Below are 14,167 nucleotides of genomic sequence, written 5' to 3' on the forward strand. Positions count from 1 at the left end.
GCGAAGCCTGTTTTGACGTCAGTTTTTCGGTGCGTTGTCGAGCAGGGTGTCGATCTCCGATTTTGACATGCGGACGAACTCGTCCGGCCGGATGGCGCGGTCGTCTACATAAAATCCTTCATGTCCGCACCAGGGCTTGCCGACGAAGATCTCGTCGTAGGGAATGTCGTGCTTTTGCAGCCACTCGATGATGATCGGCACCGTGTGCGCCGTGATCTTGCCGACATTGTTCTCATGAGTCCGCATGTTGCGTGCAGTCTGGATCACGATCTCGAAGCCCTGCTCCTTGTACTCCCGCAGCTTCTCGATGAGGGGCAGGTTCGGTGAGACGTTCCTGTAGTCGGACGTGTCTGCCAGGGTCAGGGTTCCGTCCAAATCGATAACAAGGCGCTTTATGGGTTCAACTCCCCGCTGGTCCGGCTTCTCAGAAGCCGGAAGGTCATGAAAATTGTTGTTCGGGGTGTTGCTATAGCCAAAAATCATCAAGGCCGAGTAAAGCGCCCCACCGTCTGTCGTCTCGCCGTCGTGATCGGCTTTTATGATCAAGATGAAGCCAGGGTCGTCGCATAGTCCGGCTCCTGAAATTCGCAACGCTGTCACATGCCCGTAATACCCGCCCGCTAGAACCCGCTTTGCACACGTGTGCAAAACATGTTTATTCTTTCCACATGGCACTTCCGGGAGGGAGGTGTCGCAACACAGACAGCAGGCGAAATACGATGAGCATTCTCGTTTCCAAACTGCGCCAGTCCACAGCGGCTGCCGTCCTGGCTCTCACCACCGCGGCTTTTGCCGGAGACGCCCTGGCAAAAGACCTCACCATCACCGTCTGGGCAGGCGGTTCCAACGACAGCGACGTCTACCGTCTCGATGCCATCGAGATGGCGGCGGACATCCTGTCCCGCGAATATGCGATTGCTGGTGAAGACCTGAACATCACTGTCGAAAAGAAGCGTGACTTTGCCGGTTGGGAGGAATTCAAGCAGGCCGTGACCCTGGCCGCTGAAGCCGGCAGCGCCCCGAATATTGTTGTGACCAGCCACCTGGATATCGCTCCCTGGAGCCAGTCCGGCCTGATCGTTCCTGTCGAGGATTATGTCGACATGGACACCTGGCCGATCAACAACATCTACGAAAACCTGCTCGATATCACGACCTACAACGGCGTCGTCTACGGTCTGCCGCAGGATGCCGAAAGCCGTCCGTTCTTCTTCTGGCGCGAAACCATGAAGAAGATCGGTTACACGGATGAAGAGATCGACGCGCTTCCGGCCAAGGTCGAAGCCGGCGAATATACGCTCCAGAACGTACTGGAAGACGCCAAGAAAGCCGTCGACATGGAAATCGTCGAAGAAGGCTACGGCTTTTATCCGCGCGTTTCCAACGGTCCGGATTATGCCCAGTTCTACCAGTCCTTCGGCGGCGAACTGATGGACAGCGAAACCGGCAAACTGATCCTCGACAAACAGGCGATGACCGATTTCTACCAGTTCTTCGTGGACGCTGTCGAAGCGAAGGTGACCCGCAAGAACCACATCGGCACCGAGTGGGACCAGTGGTATGCGGAAGTGGCATCCGGCAAGGCGGCCCTGTGGCACGGCGGCACCTGGCACTATGCGCGCTATACCGGTAAGGAAGGCCTGGACGATTTCTTCGGCAACATCCAGTTCTCGCTCATTCCGGCAGGCAATGAAAACGGCCAGGCCAACACCATCACCCATCCGCTGGCCTATCTGCTCACCAAGCAGGATGACGAAGACGATATCGAGATCGCCGCACAGCTGATCAAGATCGCGTCCGAACCGCGCATCAACACGCTGCACGCGATCAAGTCTGCACACCTGGGCATTGCCCGGGAGCAGTCCAACATCGAGCTTTACGCCAACGATCGTTGGGCAGCCGAAGCGACCCGCCGCCTGCTGCCGCACGCCAATGCACAGCCGAACAACCCGAACTACGGCAAGTTCTCGGAGATCATGTTCAAGGGTCTGGAAACAGCCTGGACCGGCACGAAGTCTCCGGCTGACGCAGTTGCCGAAGTGGAAGCGGAAATGACGGCCGTGCTCGGCGACGACCTGATCGTCCGCTAAGCCATCCATCCTCCATCTGCCTTGCCGGGCGGTCCGCCGCCCGGCTCACATTTCAAGGGGACAAGATGCGACGCGCGCACCTGCTCGGGCTGGGGTTCATGGCCCCTGCGCTCTTCATCATTGTGTTTCTGTTTCTGGCGCCGGTGGCGCTGACAATGATGTTTTCCTTCACCAGCATGAGTTCCGGTACCGGCATTTCTTCCGGCGGTGCCTATGAGGTTACGGAACGCACGATCCGGATGCTCAAGGACCAGGGGTTTCCGGAAGCCACGGCAGATCGTCTGGCCGAGGACACCTACAAGATCGACGCGGCCGGTATCGCAGCCGTCGAAGCCGAATACGGCAAGGCTTTCGCGCAGGAGATCGAAGCCAGCTTGTCCGGCAAGAGTTTTGCCGGCCGGCGTGACCTGGAGCGCGAACTGAAGCGCCTGAAGGAACGCCCGCGCTCGACACGCGATCTGAAGAAAGCTGCCGATCTCTTCAAGCGCTCGATCCTCAACACACGCTTCGAAACGGAAGAAGCCTTCATGACGGGCATTGGCGAGCTGGGGCTCGGCCTTCCGGAAAGCGAAACCGACCAGCTTGCAAGGACCGCCTACACCGGCTGGGTCTGGACGACGGAAAACTACAGCCTGATCGCCTCGCTGCCGTCTTCGCTCCGGGCGGCCGGTAACACGCTGATCTACGTATCGCTGACGCTGTCCTTCAACATCGGATTCGGTCTCTTCCTGGCTGTGACGACCTTCTATCTGCCGGCCGCGGCCGCAACCACATTCCGGACGATCTGGTTCCTGCCGCGCATCCTGCCGCCCGTCATCTACGTGATGATGTGGAAGTGGATGGCATGGGACACCGGTTTCCTGTCCAGCTTCCTGGCCAATTTCGGCGTACCGCCGCGAAACTGGATGCTGCATTCGGACATCAATGCCTGGGTGGTTGTCATCCTCATCAACGGTTTCGTCGGGGCGTCGCTCGGCATGATCCTGTTTTCCAGCGCCATCAAGGCGATTCCCGAAACCATGCTGCATGCAAGCGAGGTGGATGGCGCCAATCGCCTCCAGCAGATCCGCTACATCATCCTGCCGCAACTCAGATGGCCGATCCTGTTCACCACCGCCTATCAGACGCTCTCGTTGCTGACGTCCTTCGACTACATCTACCTGTCGACGGACGGCGGACCGGGCAAGGCAACCGAAGTGTGGGCGCTCTACACCTTCCACACCGCGTTGAACAACTATGGCGGTGTTCTGCAATACGGTCTCGGGGCTGCGCTGGCGATGGTCCTGGTGGTCATCGGCATTGCCGCATCGCTGATCTATCTGCGCCTCTTCAATTTTAACGAACTCGTGGCCAAGCCGCGTATCGAGCAATAGGGGAGAGACGGACATGAGACCCAACTTCCGCGTCTGGCCTGTCCTGGTGCTGCTCAGCATCCTGTCGCTGCCACTGGTGCTAATGTATTTCTACCTGGTAGTGGACACATTCACCGACACCACGGCAGGTTCACTCCTGCCGGACAGCTTCACCCTCGAACACTGGAAATTCCTGTTCGAAACGCCTGAAACCGGACGGGCAAGCATCTGGCCGGTCACGGCCAACACCTTCCTGTTTGCCGGTTCCACCAGCCTGATCGTGGTGATGGTGTCGCTGACGGCAGGCTACGCTCTGTCCCGATTGAACATGCCCTTCCGCAAGTTCTTCCTTGGCGGCGTCCTGACCCTGCACGCCTTCCCGACAGTGACCCTGATCATCGCCATCTTCCTGATGCTGCAGATGAGCGGCCTCTACAACACGCTGATCGGCGTGATCCTTGTGAAGACGGCTCTGGAGCTGCCGCTCGGCATCTGGATCATGAAGGGCTTTTACGACACCGTGCCATGGGAAATCGAAATGGCGGGCATCACCGACGGCGCCAGCCGCTTCACCGTGTGGTGGAAACTGGTTCTGCCTCAGGTGCAGCCCGGCATCGCTGCTCTGGCGCTGTTCTCCTTCCTGGAAGCCTGGAAGGAATTCATCCTGCCGCAGGTTCTGGCCCCCAGTGGTGCGTCGCAGGTGCTGGCGACCTATCTCCAGAACATCATCGCGGACGACCGCAAGCCGGACTTCAACCTCTTCAAGTCCATCGGGCTGTTCTACGCCCTTCCGGTCATTTTCATCTACGTGGTTTTCAACCGCAAACTCATGAACATCTACGGCGGAGGCACGAAAGGCTGATGCGTATCGCACTTGAAAACTTCACCAAGAAATTCGGTGAGACCACCGTCATCGACAACATGTCCCTGACGATCGACAGCGGCGAGATGCTGGCCCTGCTCGGGCCTTCCGGCTGCGGCAAATCCACGACGCTGTTTGCCGTGTGCGGCATTCACCGCATGGACGGTGGCCGTCTTCTGTTTGGCGAGAGGGACGTCACGACTGTTCCCTCGCAGCAACGCAACGTCGGCGTCGTATTCCAGAACTATGCGCTCTACCCGCACATGACCGTCCACGAGAATATCGCGTTTCCGCTGAAGGTGCGCCGGGAGAACAAGGCCGATATTGACCGCAAGGTCCAGGAGATCGCCAGTCTCGTTCAGATCGGAGAGTTGATGGCGCGCCGCCCCGTGCAGCTGTCCGGTGGTCAGCAGCAGCGCGTGGCCCTGGCACGGGCACTGGTCCGTGAGCCCGACATTCTGTTGCTCGACGAGCCTCTGGCAAACCTCGATGCTAAACTGCGTCTGGAAATGCGCTCGGAGATCCGGCGCATTCAGCAGGAAACCGGCATTACCGCGGTGCTTGTCACACACGATCAGGTCGAAGCCATGTCCATGTGCGACCGGATCGCGATCATGAAGAAGGGCGAGATCGTTCAACTGTCCAGCCCCTCGGAAATGTATGACAACCCCTCGTCGGACTTCGTCGCAGGCTTCCTCGGTAATCCGCCGATCGCGTTTCTGGACGGGGCAACGGAAGATGGTGGTTTCCGCCTGGCAAACTCGAAGGTCAAACTGCCGATCCCGTCCGGCATTGCAGCCCCCGGTCACGGCGCGTCGATGCGTCTCGGCATTCGTCCGGAGTTCTTTCAGCCGGACCACCCGCTGAAGGTGACCGGAAAGGTCAGCTTCGTCGAGATCCAGGGCCGGGAAGAGCTTTACGACGTCACCCTGGAAAACGGTGCCGTGCTGCGGTCGATCCAGCCGCATGGCGGCAATTACAAGCTGGGTGACGAGGTCACCTGGGGCATTGCGGAAGACCGCATTCTTGCCTTTGGTCCGGACGGCGGCAGGCTCTGATGGAAACGGCATTGCAAGCTTTCAAGCCGGGCCGTGCCTGGCTCGGCGAACCGAGATCCGTTCCGCTTTCCATCGCCCACCGTGGTGCCAGCGCCTATGCCTTCGACAACACCTTGCGGGCATATGAAATCGCCCATGAGCTTGGGGCGGACATGTGGGAAGTTGATGTTCGGCTGACCGCGGACAGGATCCCGGTTGCCTTTCACGATGAAGATCTCAAGGCAATCTGCGGACTTGACCTCAAGGTTGCCGACGTGACCGCCGCCCGGCTGCAGGCTCTGACCGCCGAGTCTGGCCGTGAAGCCCCCCTGTTCTCGCAGATTGCCGGGCTTGCAGCCCGTCTCGGCGCGGGCATCTATCTGGATGCCAAGGAAGGCGAGGCGGCATCGCTGGCCATCGCGGAGCTTCTGGACCACCGGATCGAGCGGGTAATCGTTGGCGCAAACACGCCTGACTATGCATCCGAATTGATCGCTGGCGGCTGTCCCTATCCCGTGTCTATTCTGGTCGGGGTGGGCACGGATCCTTTTCCGATTGCCGATCAGTGCGGCGCCGAAATCGTCCATCCCTGCTGGGAGCGTGCGGGGCAACGGCCGGACCGTTTGCTGGATGAAGCTTTCTTTGCCAGGGCAAGAGAGCGCGGACTGCCGGTCGTGACCTGGCATGAAGAGCGTGTCGATGTGGTCGAAGCTCTGGTGAAGATGCCGATCCTCGGTATCTGTTCGGATCAGCCGGAAATGGTCGCAAGGTTCGCCCGCTCGGCTGTCACAAGCCCGGAAATCGTCTGCCATCGCGGGGCCTGCAAGGTGGCTCCGGAAAACACGCTGGCTTCGGCAAAGGCAGCCTGGGCAGCAGGCTTCGACTATGTCGAGATCGATGTCCAGGAAACGGCGGACGGACAGCTTGTTGTCCATCATGACGCCACGCTGGACCGAACCACCAGTGGCAGTGGAGCAATCACGGAAAAGACGGGTGCGGAGTTGGCATTGCTGGATGCCGGCTGCAAGTTCGATCCGTTTTTCGAAGGAGAGAGCATCCCGCCCCTGTGTGCGGTTCTGGAAATGGCACTGCGAATGGGCGGCAAGCTCTATGTCGAGCTGAAACAGGCGGATCCGCATCATACGGTGTCCAAGGTACTGCGAATGATGGCGGCCGAAGACGTGTTCTTCTGGGCCCACGATGTCGGGAGACTGCGAGCCATTCACGATGCCTTTCCGCAAGCGAAACTGATGGTGCGGGCGGAGGATTTCGAGTCCCTCGACACGTGCCTCTCCACCTTCCGTTCCGGGATTGTCGAATTCAATGCGACGAATGCCGGTCCGGCAGCCTTTGAGGCGGTGAGGGCGGCCAGGCGCAAGGCGATGATCGCCTACATGGGCAACGACCCTTCCGAGATCAAACGCCTGCTGGCCTTGAAGCCGGATCTCTTCAACGTGAATGAGCCCTTTCTCGTCGCCCGGATGCTCGGTAAAAGCATATAAACGGAAGAAACATGCCTGACGCTCCTGGTCACAAGAAAACAGTCAATTCCTTCGACGTCGCTCGCCTGGCGGGCGTGTCACGGTCGGCTGTTTCCAGAACCTTCACCGACGGTGCCAGCGTCTCCAAGGAAACCCGGGACAAGGTGATCGCAGCCGCGCGTGAACTCGGTTATCGGGTCAACGTGCTGGCCCGCTCGCTGCACAAGCAGAAGTCCGACCTGGTGGGCGTCGTCGCCGCCGATCTCGACAATCCGTTCCGCTCGGAGCAGATAGACCTTCTGTCCAAGGGGCTGCTGGAATGCGGGTTCAGGCCGATCCTGCTGCGGGGAGAAAAGTCGACGGATGTTGCCGACCTGATCGGGTCCCTGCTGCAATACAGTGTCGCCGGGGTCATCGTCACGTCCGATACCCCGCCGGAAGAGATCTGCATCGAATGTCTTGAAAACGGTGTGCCTCTGGTGGTGGTCAACAAGCGTGACCCGGGAGCCCCGGTCGACCGGGTCGTAACCGCCTTCGAGGACGGTGGCCGGAAAGCGTATGAACACCTGATCGCAAGCGGGTGCCGAAAGCTGGCGGTCGTCACGCCGGAACGCTCGTCCTTCTCCATCAACGGCCGCGCGCTCGCATTCGAACAGGCGGCCAATGACGGTGGTGTTCCGGTGATACGGATCGCCTGGGGCGCGCAGACCTATGACGGCGGACTGGCGGCCGCGGAATTCGTTCACCGGGTGCGCAGCGAGGTCGACGGCGTCTTTTGTACAGCTGACTACCTGGCGCTGGGGGTACTTGACGGCCTGCGCCACATCCACGGGCTGCGCGTGCCGCAGGACATTCAGGTGGTCGGCTACGACGACATTCCCCAAGCCGCGTGGAAGGCTTACGACCTGACCACCTTCTCCCAGAGCCGTCATGACCTGTGTGAGGCGACGCTCGATCTGCTGATGCAACGTCTGGAAAACCCTGACCTGCCGCAGCAGGTCAGGGTATGCGATGTACATCTTGTTCAGCGGGCAACCTCCCGGGGGCCAGCTGGCGATTGAGCGAGGTGCTGGTTCAGGGGTGCCAATCGAACTGCTGCTGCCCAACAGCATGTTGGATTAGCAGCGCCGGTCAGCTGTTGGGCACCATGTCCGGCCTTTCTCCGAAGGGCTGTCCCGTGCCAAGCTCCGGAGAAATCTGGAGCAGATGATGAAAAGCATTCTTGCAACGATCGATATTGAAACCGGGACGGAAACCGTTTTGTACGAAACGGACCGCCATCTGGAAGCGCCCAACTGGACGCCTGACGGGTCCGCACTGATTGTGAACGGTGGTGGCCGGCTCTACCGCTTCCCGCTCGACAATCCGGCGTTGATGGAGATCGGCACAGGCTTTGCCAAAGCCCTCAACAATGACCACGGCCTGTCACCGGATGGAACGATGCTGGCGGTCAGTGACGGGACAGGGACAGGGGAAAGCTGCATCTACACGTTACCGGTAACGGGTGGCGTGCCACGGCGGATTACTTCGCAGACACCATCCTACTGGCATGGCTGGTCACCGGACGGAGCGACACTTGCCTACGTCGGCAAAAGGCCGGAAACCGGCGACACCTTCCAGGTTTTCACGGTTGGCCTGAACGGTGGCGCGGAAAAACAGGTCACCCGTGACTTCGACCATTGCGACGGACCGGACTATACGCCTGACGGCAATTGGATCTGGTTCAACGGTGAAAGATCGGGATCTGTTCAGCTCTGGCGCATCAGGCCGGACGGCAGCGACTTGCAGCAGATGACAAGCGACGAGCGGGTCAACTGGTTTCCGCATCCTTCGCCCGACGGCAGGTTTGTTGCCTATCTTGCCTATGAGGCTGGCACTGCGGGACACCCTGCCAATCGGCCGGTCGAGCTTCGCCTGATGTCTGCCGACGGTGGTACTCCGCGTATCCTGCGGTCACTCTTCGGCGGGCAGGGAACGCTCAATGTTCCCTCTTGGGCCCCGGACAGCAGGCGCTTTGCCTATGTGAAATACGAGCCGTGACGGGACAGGTGCGCGAGCGCTAGCGGGAGGTGGGCGGCACAAGCTGTGCATCGGCGGCTGTGGTCAGTCTCCGGACGCCCCACCGCAGCGTAACCGCAAGGCTGGACAGGATGATGAGCCCCAGGCCGACAAGTTGCAGTGCGCTGATCAGATGGCCATAGGCAAGAGCATCCACCAGAACCGCACTGGCCGGATAAAGGAACAGCAGCACGGCAATGACTGGCGTCGTCAGTTTCGGCAAGGCCTTGTAGAGTACGACATAAACACCGCCTGTATGAACGAGGCCGATGATTGCCAGCCATCCCCATTGGTCTGCCGATAGGGTCAGCGGACCGTCCGGGCTGAAGGCTGCCAGCATCAAGGTGCCGGTGGCAAACTGAACGGTGGCAAGTTGTGGAGCGGAAATTCCCGTCAGTCCCTTGGCGATGATTGTCACGCCGGCATAAAGAAATGCGGCCGCCAGGGTTGCGGCGAGGCCAAGGAAATAGGACCGGTCTGCCGTCAGTTCCATTCCGCTCAGCCCGGTGGCCAGCGCAAGGCCGACCAGAGCGAGACCGATCCACAGAAGAGTGGCCGCCTGTAGCCTTTCCCGAAAGACGAAGGCGCCCAGAACCACCACGAGAAACGGTTGGATGTGGAACGTGATGGTGGCAACAGCAATACCGGTTCTCTGAATACCTTCGAAGAACAACACCCAATTGCCTGCCATCAGAACGCCGCTGGCAACAGCCATGGCCAGGATGCGTGGCGATAGTCTGGCAAGCCGGGCTAGATCACCCCGATACCAGCAGTAGAGAGCCAGGGCCAGGCCTCCGATAGCACATCGATAAAAGGCGACGGTAACGGGGGTCGCACCACTTTCCAGAACACACAGTCCGATTGTACCAAGCAGGGTCTGCGCCGCGATAAGGCCGATCATGCCTTCCGTCTGTCTGGTCATGGGACGTGTCCTGACTGGCGGCGATTGCACACCGCAAACTGATACAACATCGACGCATTTCCGCCGCTGGTCTGTAAATTGAGGCCTCTTTCATTGTTTGGTCAAACGATATAATCTGAAGATACTTGTTGAAAAAATTGAAGAATAATGCAGCTCGATCACGCTCTTCTGCGAACCTTTCTCGCCTGTGTCGACGCGATGAGCTTCTCTCGCGCGGCAACGCGCGTGCACAAGTCACCTGCAACCGTGTCCATGCAGATCCAGCGGCTGGAAGACCGCATCGGCAAGCCGTTGTTTGTGCGCGATACACGCAACCTCGCGCTCACGCGTGCTGGAGAGGAGCTGGAAGGTTACGCCAGACGGATCCTGCGCCTGCATGATGAGGCGGTGGAAGCCTTTCGCAGGCCAGACATGGAAGGCACGGTCACCATCGGTGCGCCGGACGATTACATTGCCGCCATGCTGCCGGATGTTTTGCGACGGTTCGCAAGCCTGTTTCCACGTGTGGAGCTGAATGTCGTCTGTGCCCAGTCGACGGCACTGCTGCCGCAGGTCGATGACGGCAAGATCGACCTGGCGATCGTTACGCGTACGGGCGGCACGGAAGGGCGTCTGATCCGCCGGGAGCCGATGGTCTGGATCAGCTCTCGCGATGGTCAGGCGCTGGAGCGAGACCCGCTCCCCGTAGCCCTTTACGAGCCTGGCAGCCAGGCTCGGACAGTGACCCTGGCGGCGCTGGGCCGCAGCGGCCTGCGATACCGCTCCGCCTATTCCAGTTTCAGCCATTCCGCGCTGGTCACGCTAGTCGAGGCGGGCCTTGCCGTTGCCGCCGTCGTGCAGATGGCGGTTCCCCCAACAGTGGAACATGTCGATCAGGATCGAGGTCTGCCGCCACTGGAGCCGCTGGACATCATCCTGGTACGCAGCAAACGGGCTGAATCCAGAGCTTGTGAAGCCCTTGCAACAGCCCTCCTGGAAGGGGAGGTGAAAACGAGATGAACGGATGTCCTGAACGCACAGGACAGGCATCGTTCAGTCGTCGTCCTTCAGCCCGTCAAAAGCGGCCAACGCTTCAGCGCCGTAGATCATGGACGGACCTCCGCCCATATAGACCGAGACGCCGATCACTTCGAGGATCTCGTCCCTGTTCGCGCCGAGGCGTGCTGCGGCACGAGCGTGGTAGGCAAGGCAGCCGTCGCAGCGCGCGGTAATGCCGATGGCCAGCGCGATCAGTTCCTTGGTTTTTGCGTCGAGCGCGCCGGGAGCAGTCGCGGCTTTCGCCAGGGATCCGAAGCCTTTTGCGACCTCCGGAATGCCTTTGCGCACGGCGGCCATGCGTTCATCGGTTTGTGCAACGAATTCGTTCCAGTCGGAAACGGCCATACATCATCTCCATGTTGCCGGAAATCACGTCAGGCAGCCTAGGCTCGGACCGCAATGCAGGCGTTGATGTGGCTCAAGCTTTGGTTGGCAGAGGATGACTTTGTCAGCCAGACAGCAAACGCCGCCCGAAACCGGGACGAAGCGATGGGCGCGGAGCCGATGTTGGTGACCAGACGGCGCCCATCGTCAATTTCAGCTCATGCGCAGTCTCAGTGAGCCGTCATTTCATGGACGATCTCGTCTCCGTTCAATGCCGCCGGATAATAGGTCGGCCAGTTGGTCAGCTCCTTGAGGATTTGCTGCCGGTCTTCACCCCAGTAAAGATGATAGTGATCGGACTTCGACGGTGCGATCCGGTGATCGCTGAACTGGATGAAGGTCGGGGCACCGTCATCACCTGCGGTTTTCCTGAAAATGAAGCGGACGCCGCGATTGCCTTTTTTGTAGTTCAGGATCTCGAAGCCGTCGGCAATGTACTGCCCTTCGAAGGCACCGGCTTCGGTCTGGAAGGTCACGCTGTCCGCGCCGATCACGATCCGGTCGACATCGGTGCGATAGCCCGTCTCGTAGTAGGCTTTGTACTCTTCAGCCGACTTGCTGCCATGTTCGGCCTTGTGCGCCATGACAGGATCGAGCGTTCCATCCTGAAGGTATGGATAGACGGATTGCCATTCGCCTTGCCAATCGGTGAGTTGACGCGGCTGGATCTGGCTGTCCTCGAAGTAACCCTTGTAAATCTGCCGCTCGGCATCACTCGAGTGATCATGTGAATGCTTGTGCGAATGGTCGTGTTTAGCCGAGTTGTCCTTGGCTTCCTGCGCCTGGATGGGAGCTGCCACGAGAAACGACGCTATGAGCGCACATGCGCCCGCCAGCCTGCCAAACCGTGATTGCATGGATCTGATCCTCTGCTGATTGGGGGAGGGAAAGTATCAAATTGATTCGTAATGTTATTACATTACTAAAACTGCCTAACGCAATCCACGTGGCCAGGCAATGTCAAAGTTACAATTTCCAACCAGCCAGCCGTCAGCCAGCCAGCCAGACAAGCAGCCACGCCACGGAGTGGTAGATAATCAGAAGGGGGAAAGAGTGGGGTGTTCTTCTTGGGAAGACGTGCGTTCTGAAGGACAGCTGTCCGCAAGAGGGCGTGAAAGCCTGATAGCGAGTTGTTCGCTTCGTTTGAAAAGGTGCTGTAGATCGCTTCCGGGGATCAGGATCAGGATCCGGGCAGGGCCTTCTCGATCGCGGCGGTCACGTCCGATGAAGTCGGCGGCACAGGCGTCGGGAACCAGGCAAGGATGCTGCCGTCTGGCCCGACGAGATACTTGTGGAAGTTCCAGTAGGGGCGTGCCGTGGGGCCAAGCTCGCTTGCGGCCCATCGATAAAAAGGATGGGCCTTTTTGCCCTTCACGACCGTCTTGGCGGCAAGTGGAAATTCGGCACCGTACTTGGCTTCGCAGAACTTTGCGATGTCGCCGTCGGCGCGCGGTTCCTGGCCGCCGAAATCGTTGGACGGAACCCCGAGCACAAGCAAGCCGCGGTCCGAATAGGTTTCATGCAGCTTCTGCAAGCCGGCCAGTTGCCCGCTGAAGCCGCATTCCGTTGCCGTGTTGACGATCAGAATGGCCTTGCCGGCATAATCCTTGAGCGCAATCGGTTCGCCATAGGGCATTTCGAAGGTGAAGGCATGGGCCGACTGAGCTGCTTCGCTTTGGCCCTCAAGGTCCTTGGCTTGAGCAACGGCACAAAGGCACGTTGCCGCCAGACACCAGACGAAAGAAAGAAGCCGGTACATTTCAACACCCTCACGCTTTGGCAATGATACGCGCCGGGGCTGGCAACAGATCACCGCGTGTGTGCCGCAGTACCTGAATGCCGGTTGCCTTCTGTCGGCCGTTACCCGCCGCGGAACCCGGAACTCGACCGACTGCCGAACCCGCCACGTGAAGCGACGGAAGTCCTTGTCTGGACTTTTGCCGGCTTGGGTGGCGTCTTCACCGCATCGTCATAGGTACGCCAGCTGCCGCCGCCATAACTGCCGACGTAATAGCCGCCGGATGTGTAGTAGCGTTTGCTGCCGCGTTCCGGATAGACCGGGCGGACGTTGCTCTGGATCAGTTGGTTGGTAACGGCACCGGTCAGTGCCCCTGCCAGGAAATAACCTGCCGGAAACGGCGTGTAGTAGGAAGAGCCGTCGGTGGCACTGTCGTAGGCGCAAACGTTGTTGCCGTGTTGCTCGTTACACAGGTTGACGGTGTCATAGCGTGGTCCGGAGGCCTTGTGGATTGACTTGCCGGCGGTAATTGCCTCGACGCAAACCTCGTCCGGGACGTAGCTGTCGGCGACACATTCCGCCTCGGTCTTGTAGACCCGGCCATCCAGCGTCGGTTCGTCCGAGCAGCCTGCAATGGTCACGGTCGTCGTTGCCATGACCACCAGCTTGATCGACTTGGAGCGTTTCATGAATTTTCTCCCGACCTTCAAACGGTCTGATGAAATGCTTTGCGTGATACGGTTCGGGGCATCAGCGCAGGGCGGCCCGTACCGCCTCGGTCAGTAGGTGATGCAGGCGGCGTTCAGCAGGCCGACCGTCAATGAAATGGCAGCAAGATTGGTGCTGATCGCCATTTCACCACCCTTGATCCGGTCCGTGACCTTCGGGAAGAACCTGCGGAAGACCTGGTAGACCACAAGCTGTGCGGCACAGGCGATGATGCCCCAGATGATGAAGTCGATGATACTCACGGAATTCGCCGCGGCGCTGGCCAGCGGCAGCGAAAAGCCGAGGAAGGCCGCGCTGAAGACCACCGAAGCGGCAACGTTGTTTTCCTTGATCAACGCCATTTCGTCATGCGGGGTCATGACGGTATAGATTTTCATGAAAATCAGCAGCATGACGATGGCTGTAATGAAATAGGCAATAAAAGGAACGATGCCTGAAAGGGACGCCTGAAGGTCTGCCATATTGGTCTCCACTAT

General features: G+C 59.4%; 15 protein-coding genes. 8 read left to right on the forward strand and 7 right to left on the reverse strand.

Going from position 1 to position 14,167, the window contains the following annotated elements; all coding sequences use genetic code 11:
* Window positions 1-18: 18 nt before the first annotated feature.
* Entirely contained in the window at window positions 19-546 is a 528-nt protein-coding gene (locus ACVDG9_RS02015) for an HAD hydrolase family protein (RefSeq protein WP_230057641.1), read from the reverse strand.
* A gap of 173 nt (window positions 547-719) precedes the next feature.
* Here ACVDG9_RS02015 and ACVDG9_RS02020 point away from each other — a divergent pair, with 173 nt between their 5' ends.
* The 7 genes from ACVDG9_RS02020 (at window position 720) to ACVDG9_RS02050 (ending at window position 8,862) form a co-directional block, all read left to right on the forward strand.
* Complete coding sequence (locus ACVDG9_RS02020) at window positions 720-2,090, forward strand: ABC transporter substrate-binding protein (protein ID WP_022998939.1); 1,371 nt, start codon at window positions 720-722, stop codon at window positions 2,088-2,090.
* A gap of 65 nt (window positions 2,091-2,155) precedes the next feature.
* Window positions 2,156-3,463, forward strand: coding sequence for a carbohydrate ABC transporter permease (locus ACVDG9_RS02025; RefSeq protein WP_075284627.1), 1,308 nt, complete (start codon window positions 2,156-2,158; stop codon window positions 3,461-3,463).
* Window positions 3,464-3,476: 13 nt separating this feature from the next.
* Complete coding sequence (locus ACVDG9_RS02030; RefSeq protein ID WP_022998937.1) at window positions 3,477-4,304, forward strand: carbohydrate ABC transporter permease; 828 nt, start codon at window positions 3,477-3,479, stop codon at window positions 4,302-4,304.
* Window positions 4,304-5,362 (forward strand): ABC transporter ATP-binding protein, encoded by a 1,059-nt coding sequence (locus tag ACVDG9_RS02035; RefSeq protein WP_447237175.1) that lies wholly within the window; start codon window positions 4,304-4,306, stop codon window positions 5,360-5,362. Before ACVDG9_RS02030 ends, ACVDG9_RS02035 begins: the two co-directional genes overlap by 1 nt.
* On the forward strand, window positions 5,362-6,843 hold the full coding sequence (locus ACVDG9_RS02040) for a glycerophosphodiester phosphodiesterase (RefSeq protein WP_447237176.1): 1,482 nt from the start codon (window positions 5,362-5,364) through the stop codon (window positions 6,841-6,843). Before ACVDG9_RS02035 ends, ACVDG9_RS02040 begins: the two co-directional genes overlap by 1 nt.
* 11 nt (window positions 6,844-6,854) lie before the next feature.
* Entirely contained in the window at window positions 6,855-7,883 is a 1,029-nt protein-coding gene (locus ACVDG9_RS02045; protein ID WP_077290965.1) for a LacI family DNA-binding transcriptional regulator, read from the forward strand.
* A gap of 148 nt (window positions 7,884-8,031) precedes the next feature.
* A complete protein-coding gene (locus ACVDG9_RS02050; protein WP_447237177.1) occupies window positions 8,032-8,862 on the forward strand; it encodes a TolB family protein in 831 nt (276 codons plus the stop codon).
* Window positions 8,863-8,881: 19 nt separating this feature from the next.
* Here ACVDG9_RS02050 and ACVDG9_RS02055 read toward each other — a convergent pair whose 3' ends face one another.
* A complete protein-coding gene (locus ACVDG9_RS02055; protein WP_447237178.1) occupies window positions 8,882-9,802 on the reverse strand; it encodes a DMT family transporter in 921 nt (306 codons plus the stop codon).
* A 147-nt stretch (window positions 9,803-9,949) separates the two neighbouring features.
* Here ACVDG9_RS02055 and ACVDG9_RS02060 point away from each other — a divergent pair, with 147 nt between their 5' ends.
* Window positions 9,950-10,801: a LysR substrate-binding domain-containing protein gene (locus tag ACVDG9_RS02060; RefSeq protein ID WP_228870071.1), complete on the forward strand. Its 852-nt coding sequence runs from the start codon at window positions 9,950-9,952 to the stop codon at window positions 10,799-10,801.
* A gap of 33 nt (window positions 10,802-10,834) precedes the next feature.
* Here the strand turns inward: ACVDG9_RS02060 and ACVDG9_RS02065 are convergent, their stop codons facing one another.
* The 5 genes from ACVDG9_RS02065 to ACVDG9_RS02085 form a co-directional block, all read right to left on the reverse strand.
* Window positions 10,835-11,185, reverse strand: a complete 351-nt coding sequence (locus ACVDG9_RS02065; protein ID WP_022998930.1) for a carboxymuconolactone decarboxylase family protein — start codon at window positions 11,183-11,185, stop codon at window positions 10,835-10,837.
* A gap of 209 nt (window positions 11,186-11,394) precedes the next feature.
* A complete protein-coding gene (locus tag ACVDG9_RS02070) occupies window positions 11,395-12,081 on the reverse strand; it encodes a ZinT family metal-binding protein (protein ID WP_447237179.1) in 687 nt (228 codons plus the stop codon).
* A gap of 323 nt (window positions 12,082-12,404) precedes the next feature.
* Window positions 12,405-12,983 carry a glutathione peroxidase gene (locus ACVDG9_RS02075; RefSeq protein ID WP_447237180.1) on the reverse strand — a complete coding sequence of 193 codons (579 nt, stop codon included), beginning with the start codon at window positions 12,981-12,983 and terminating at the stop codon, window positions 12,405-12,407.
* 101 nt (window positions 12,984-13,084) lie between these two features.
* Complete coding sequence (locus tag ACVDG9_RS02080; protein ID WP_022998927.1) at window positions 13,085-13,651, reverse strand: DUF1190 domain-containing protein; 567 nt, start codon at window positions 13,649-13,651, stop codon at window positions 13,085-13,087.
* A 90-nt stretch (window positions 13,652-13,741) separates the two neighbouring features.
* Window positions 13,742-14,152, reverse strand: coding sequence for a DUF350 domain-containing protein (locus ACVDG9_RS02085; RefSeq protein ID WP_022998926.1), 411 nt, complete (start codon window positions 14,150-14,152; stop codon window positions 13,742-13,744).
* Between the last annotated feature and the right edge of the window lie 15 nt (window positions 14,153-14,167).

It is taken from the genome of Roseibium sp. RP-7, assembly GCF_053005225.1.

Coding starts and splice junctions, on each gene's coding strand:
- ACVDG9_RS02020 (WP_022998939.1), top strand. CDS start 720: ATGAGCATTCTCGTTTCCAAACTGCGCCAGTCCACAGCGGCTGCCGTC.
- ACVDG9_RS02040 (WP_447237176.1), top strand. CDS start 5,362: ATGGAAACGGCATTGCAAGCTTTCAAGCCGGGCCGTGCCTGGCTCGGC.
- ACVDG9_RS02075 (WP_447237180.1), bottom strand. CDS start 12,983: ATGTACCGGCTTCTTTCTTTCGTCTGGTGTCTGGCGGCAACGTGCCTT.
- ACVDG9_RS02065 (WP_022998930.1), bottom strand. CDS start 11,185: ATGGCCGTTTCCGACTGGAACGAATTCGTTGCACAAACCGATGAACGC.
- ACVDG9_RS02035 (WP_447237175.1), top strand. CDS start 4,304: ATGCGTATCGCACTTGAAAACTTCACCAAGAAATTCGGTGAGACCACC.
- ACVDG9_RS02025 (WP_075284627.1), top strand. CDS start 2,156: ATGCGACGCGCGCACCTGCTCGGGCTGGGGTTCATGGCCCCTGCGCTC.
- ACVDG9_RS02060 (WP_228870071.1), top strand. CDS start 9,950: ATGCAGCTCGATCACGCTCTTCTGCGAACCTTTCTCGCCTGTGTCGAC.
- ACVDG9_RS02030 (WP_022998937.1), top strand. CDS start 3,477: ATGAGACCCAACTTCCGCGTCTGGCCTGTCCTGGTGCTGCTCAGCATC.
- ACVDG9_RS02050 (WP_447237177.1), top strand. CDS start 8,032: ATGAAAAGCATTCTTGCAACGATCGATATTGAAACCGGGACGGAAACC.
- ACVDG9_RS02070 (WP_447237179.1), bottom strand. CDS start 12,081: ATGCAATCACGGTTTGGCAGGCTGGCGGGCGCATGTGCGCTCATAGCG.
- ACVDG9_RS02045 (WP_077290965.1), top strand. CDS start 6,855: ATGCCTGACGCTCCTGGTCACAAGAAAACAGTCAATTCCTTCGACGTC.
- ACVDG9_RS02085 (WP_022998926.1), bottom strand. CDS start 14,152: ATGGCAGACCTTCAGGCGTCCCTTTCAGGCATCGTTCCTTTTATTGCC.
- ACVDG9_RS02080 (WP_022998927.1), bottom strand. CDS start 13,651: ATGAAACGCTCCAAGTCGATCAAGCTGGTGGTCATGGCAACGACGACC.
- ACVDG9_RS02055 (WP_447237178.1), bottom strand. CDS start 9,802: ATGACCAGACAGACGGAAGGCATGATCGGCCTTATCGCGGCGCAGACC.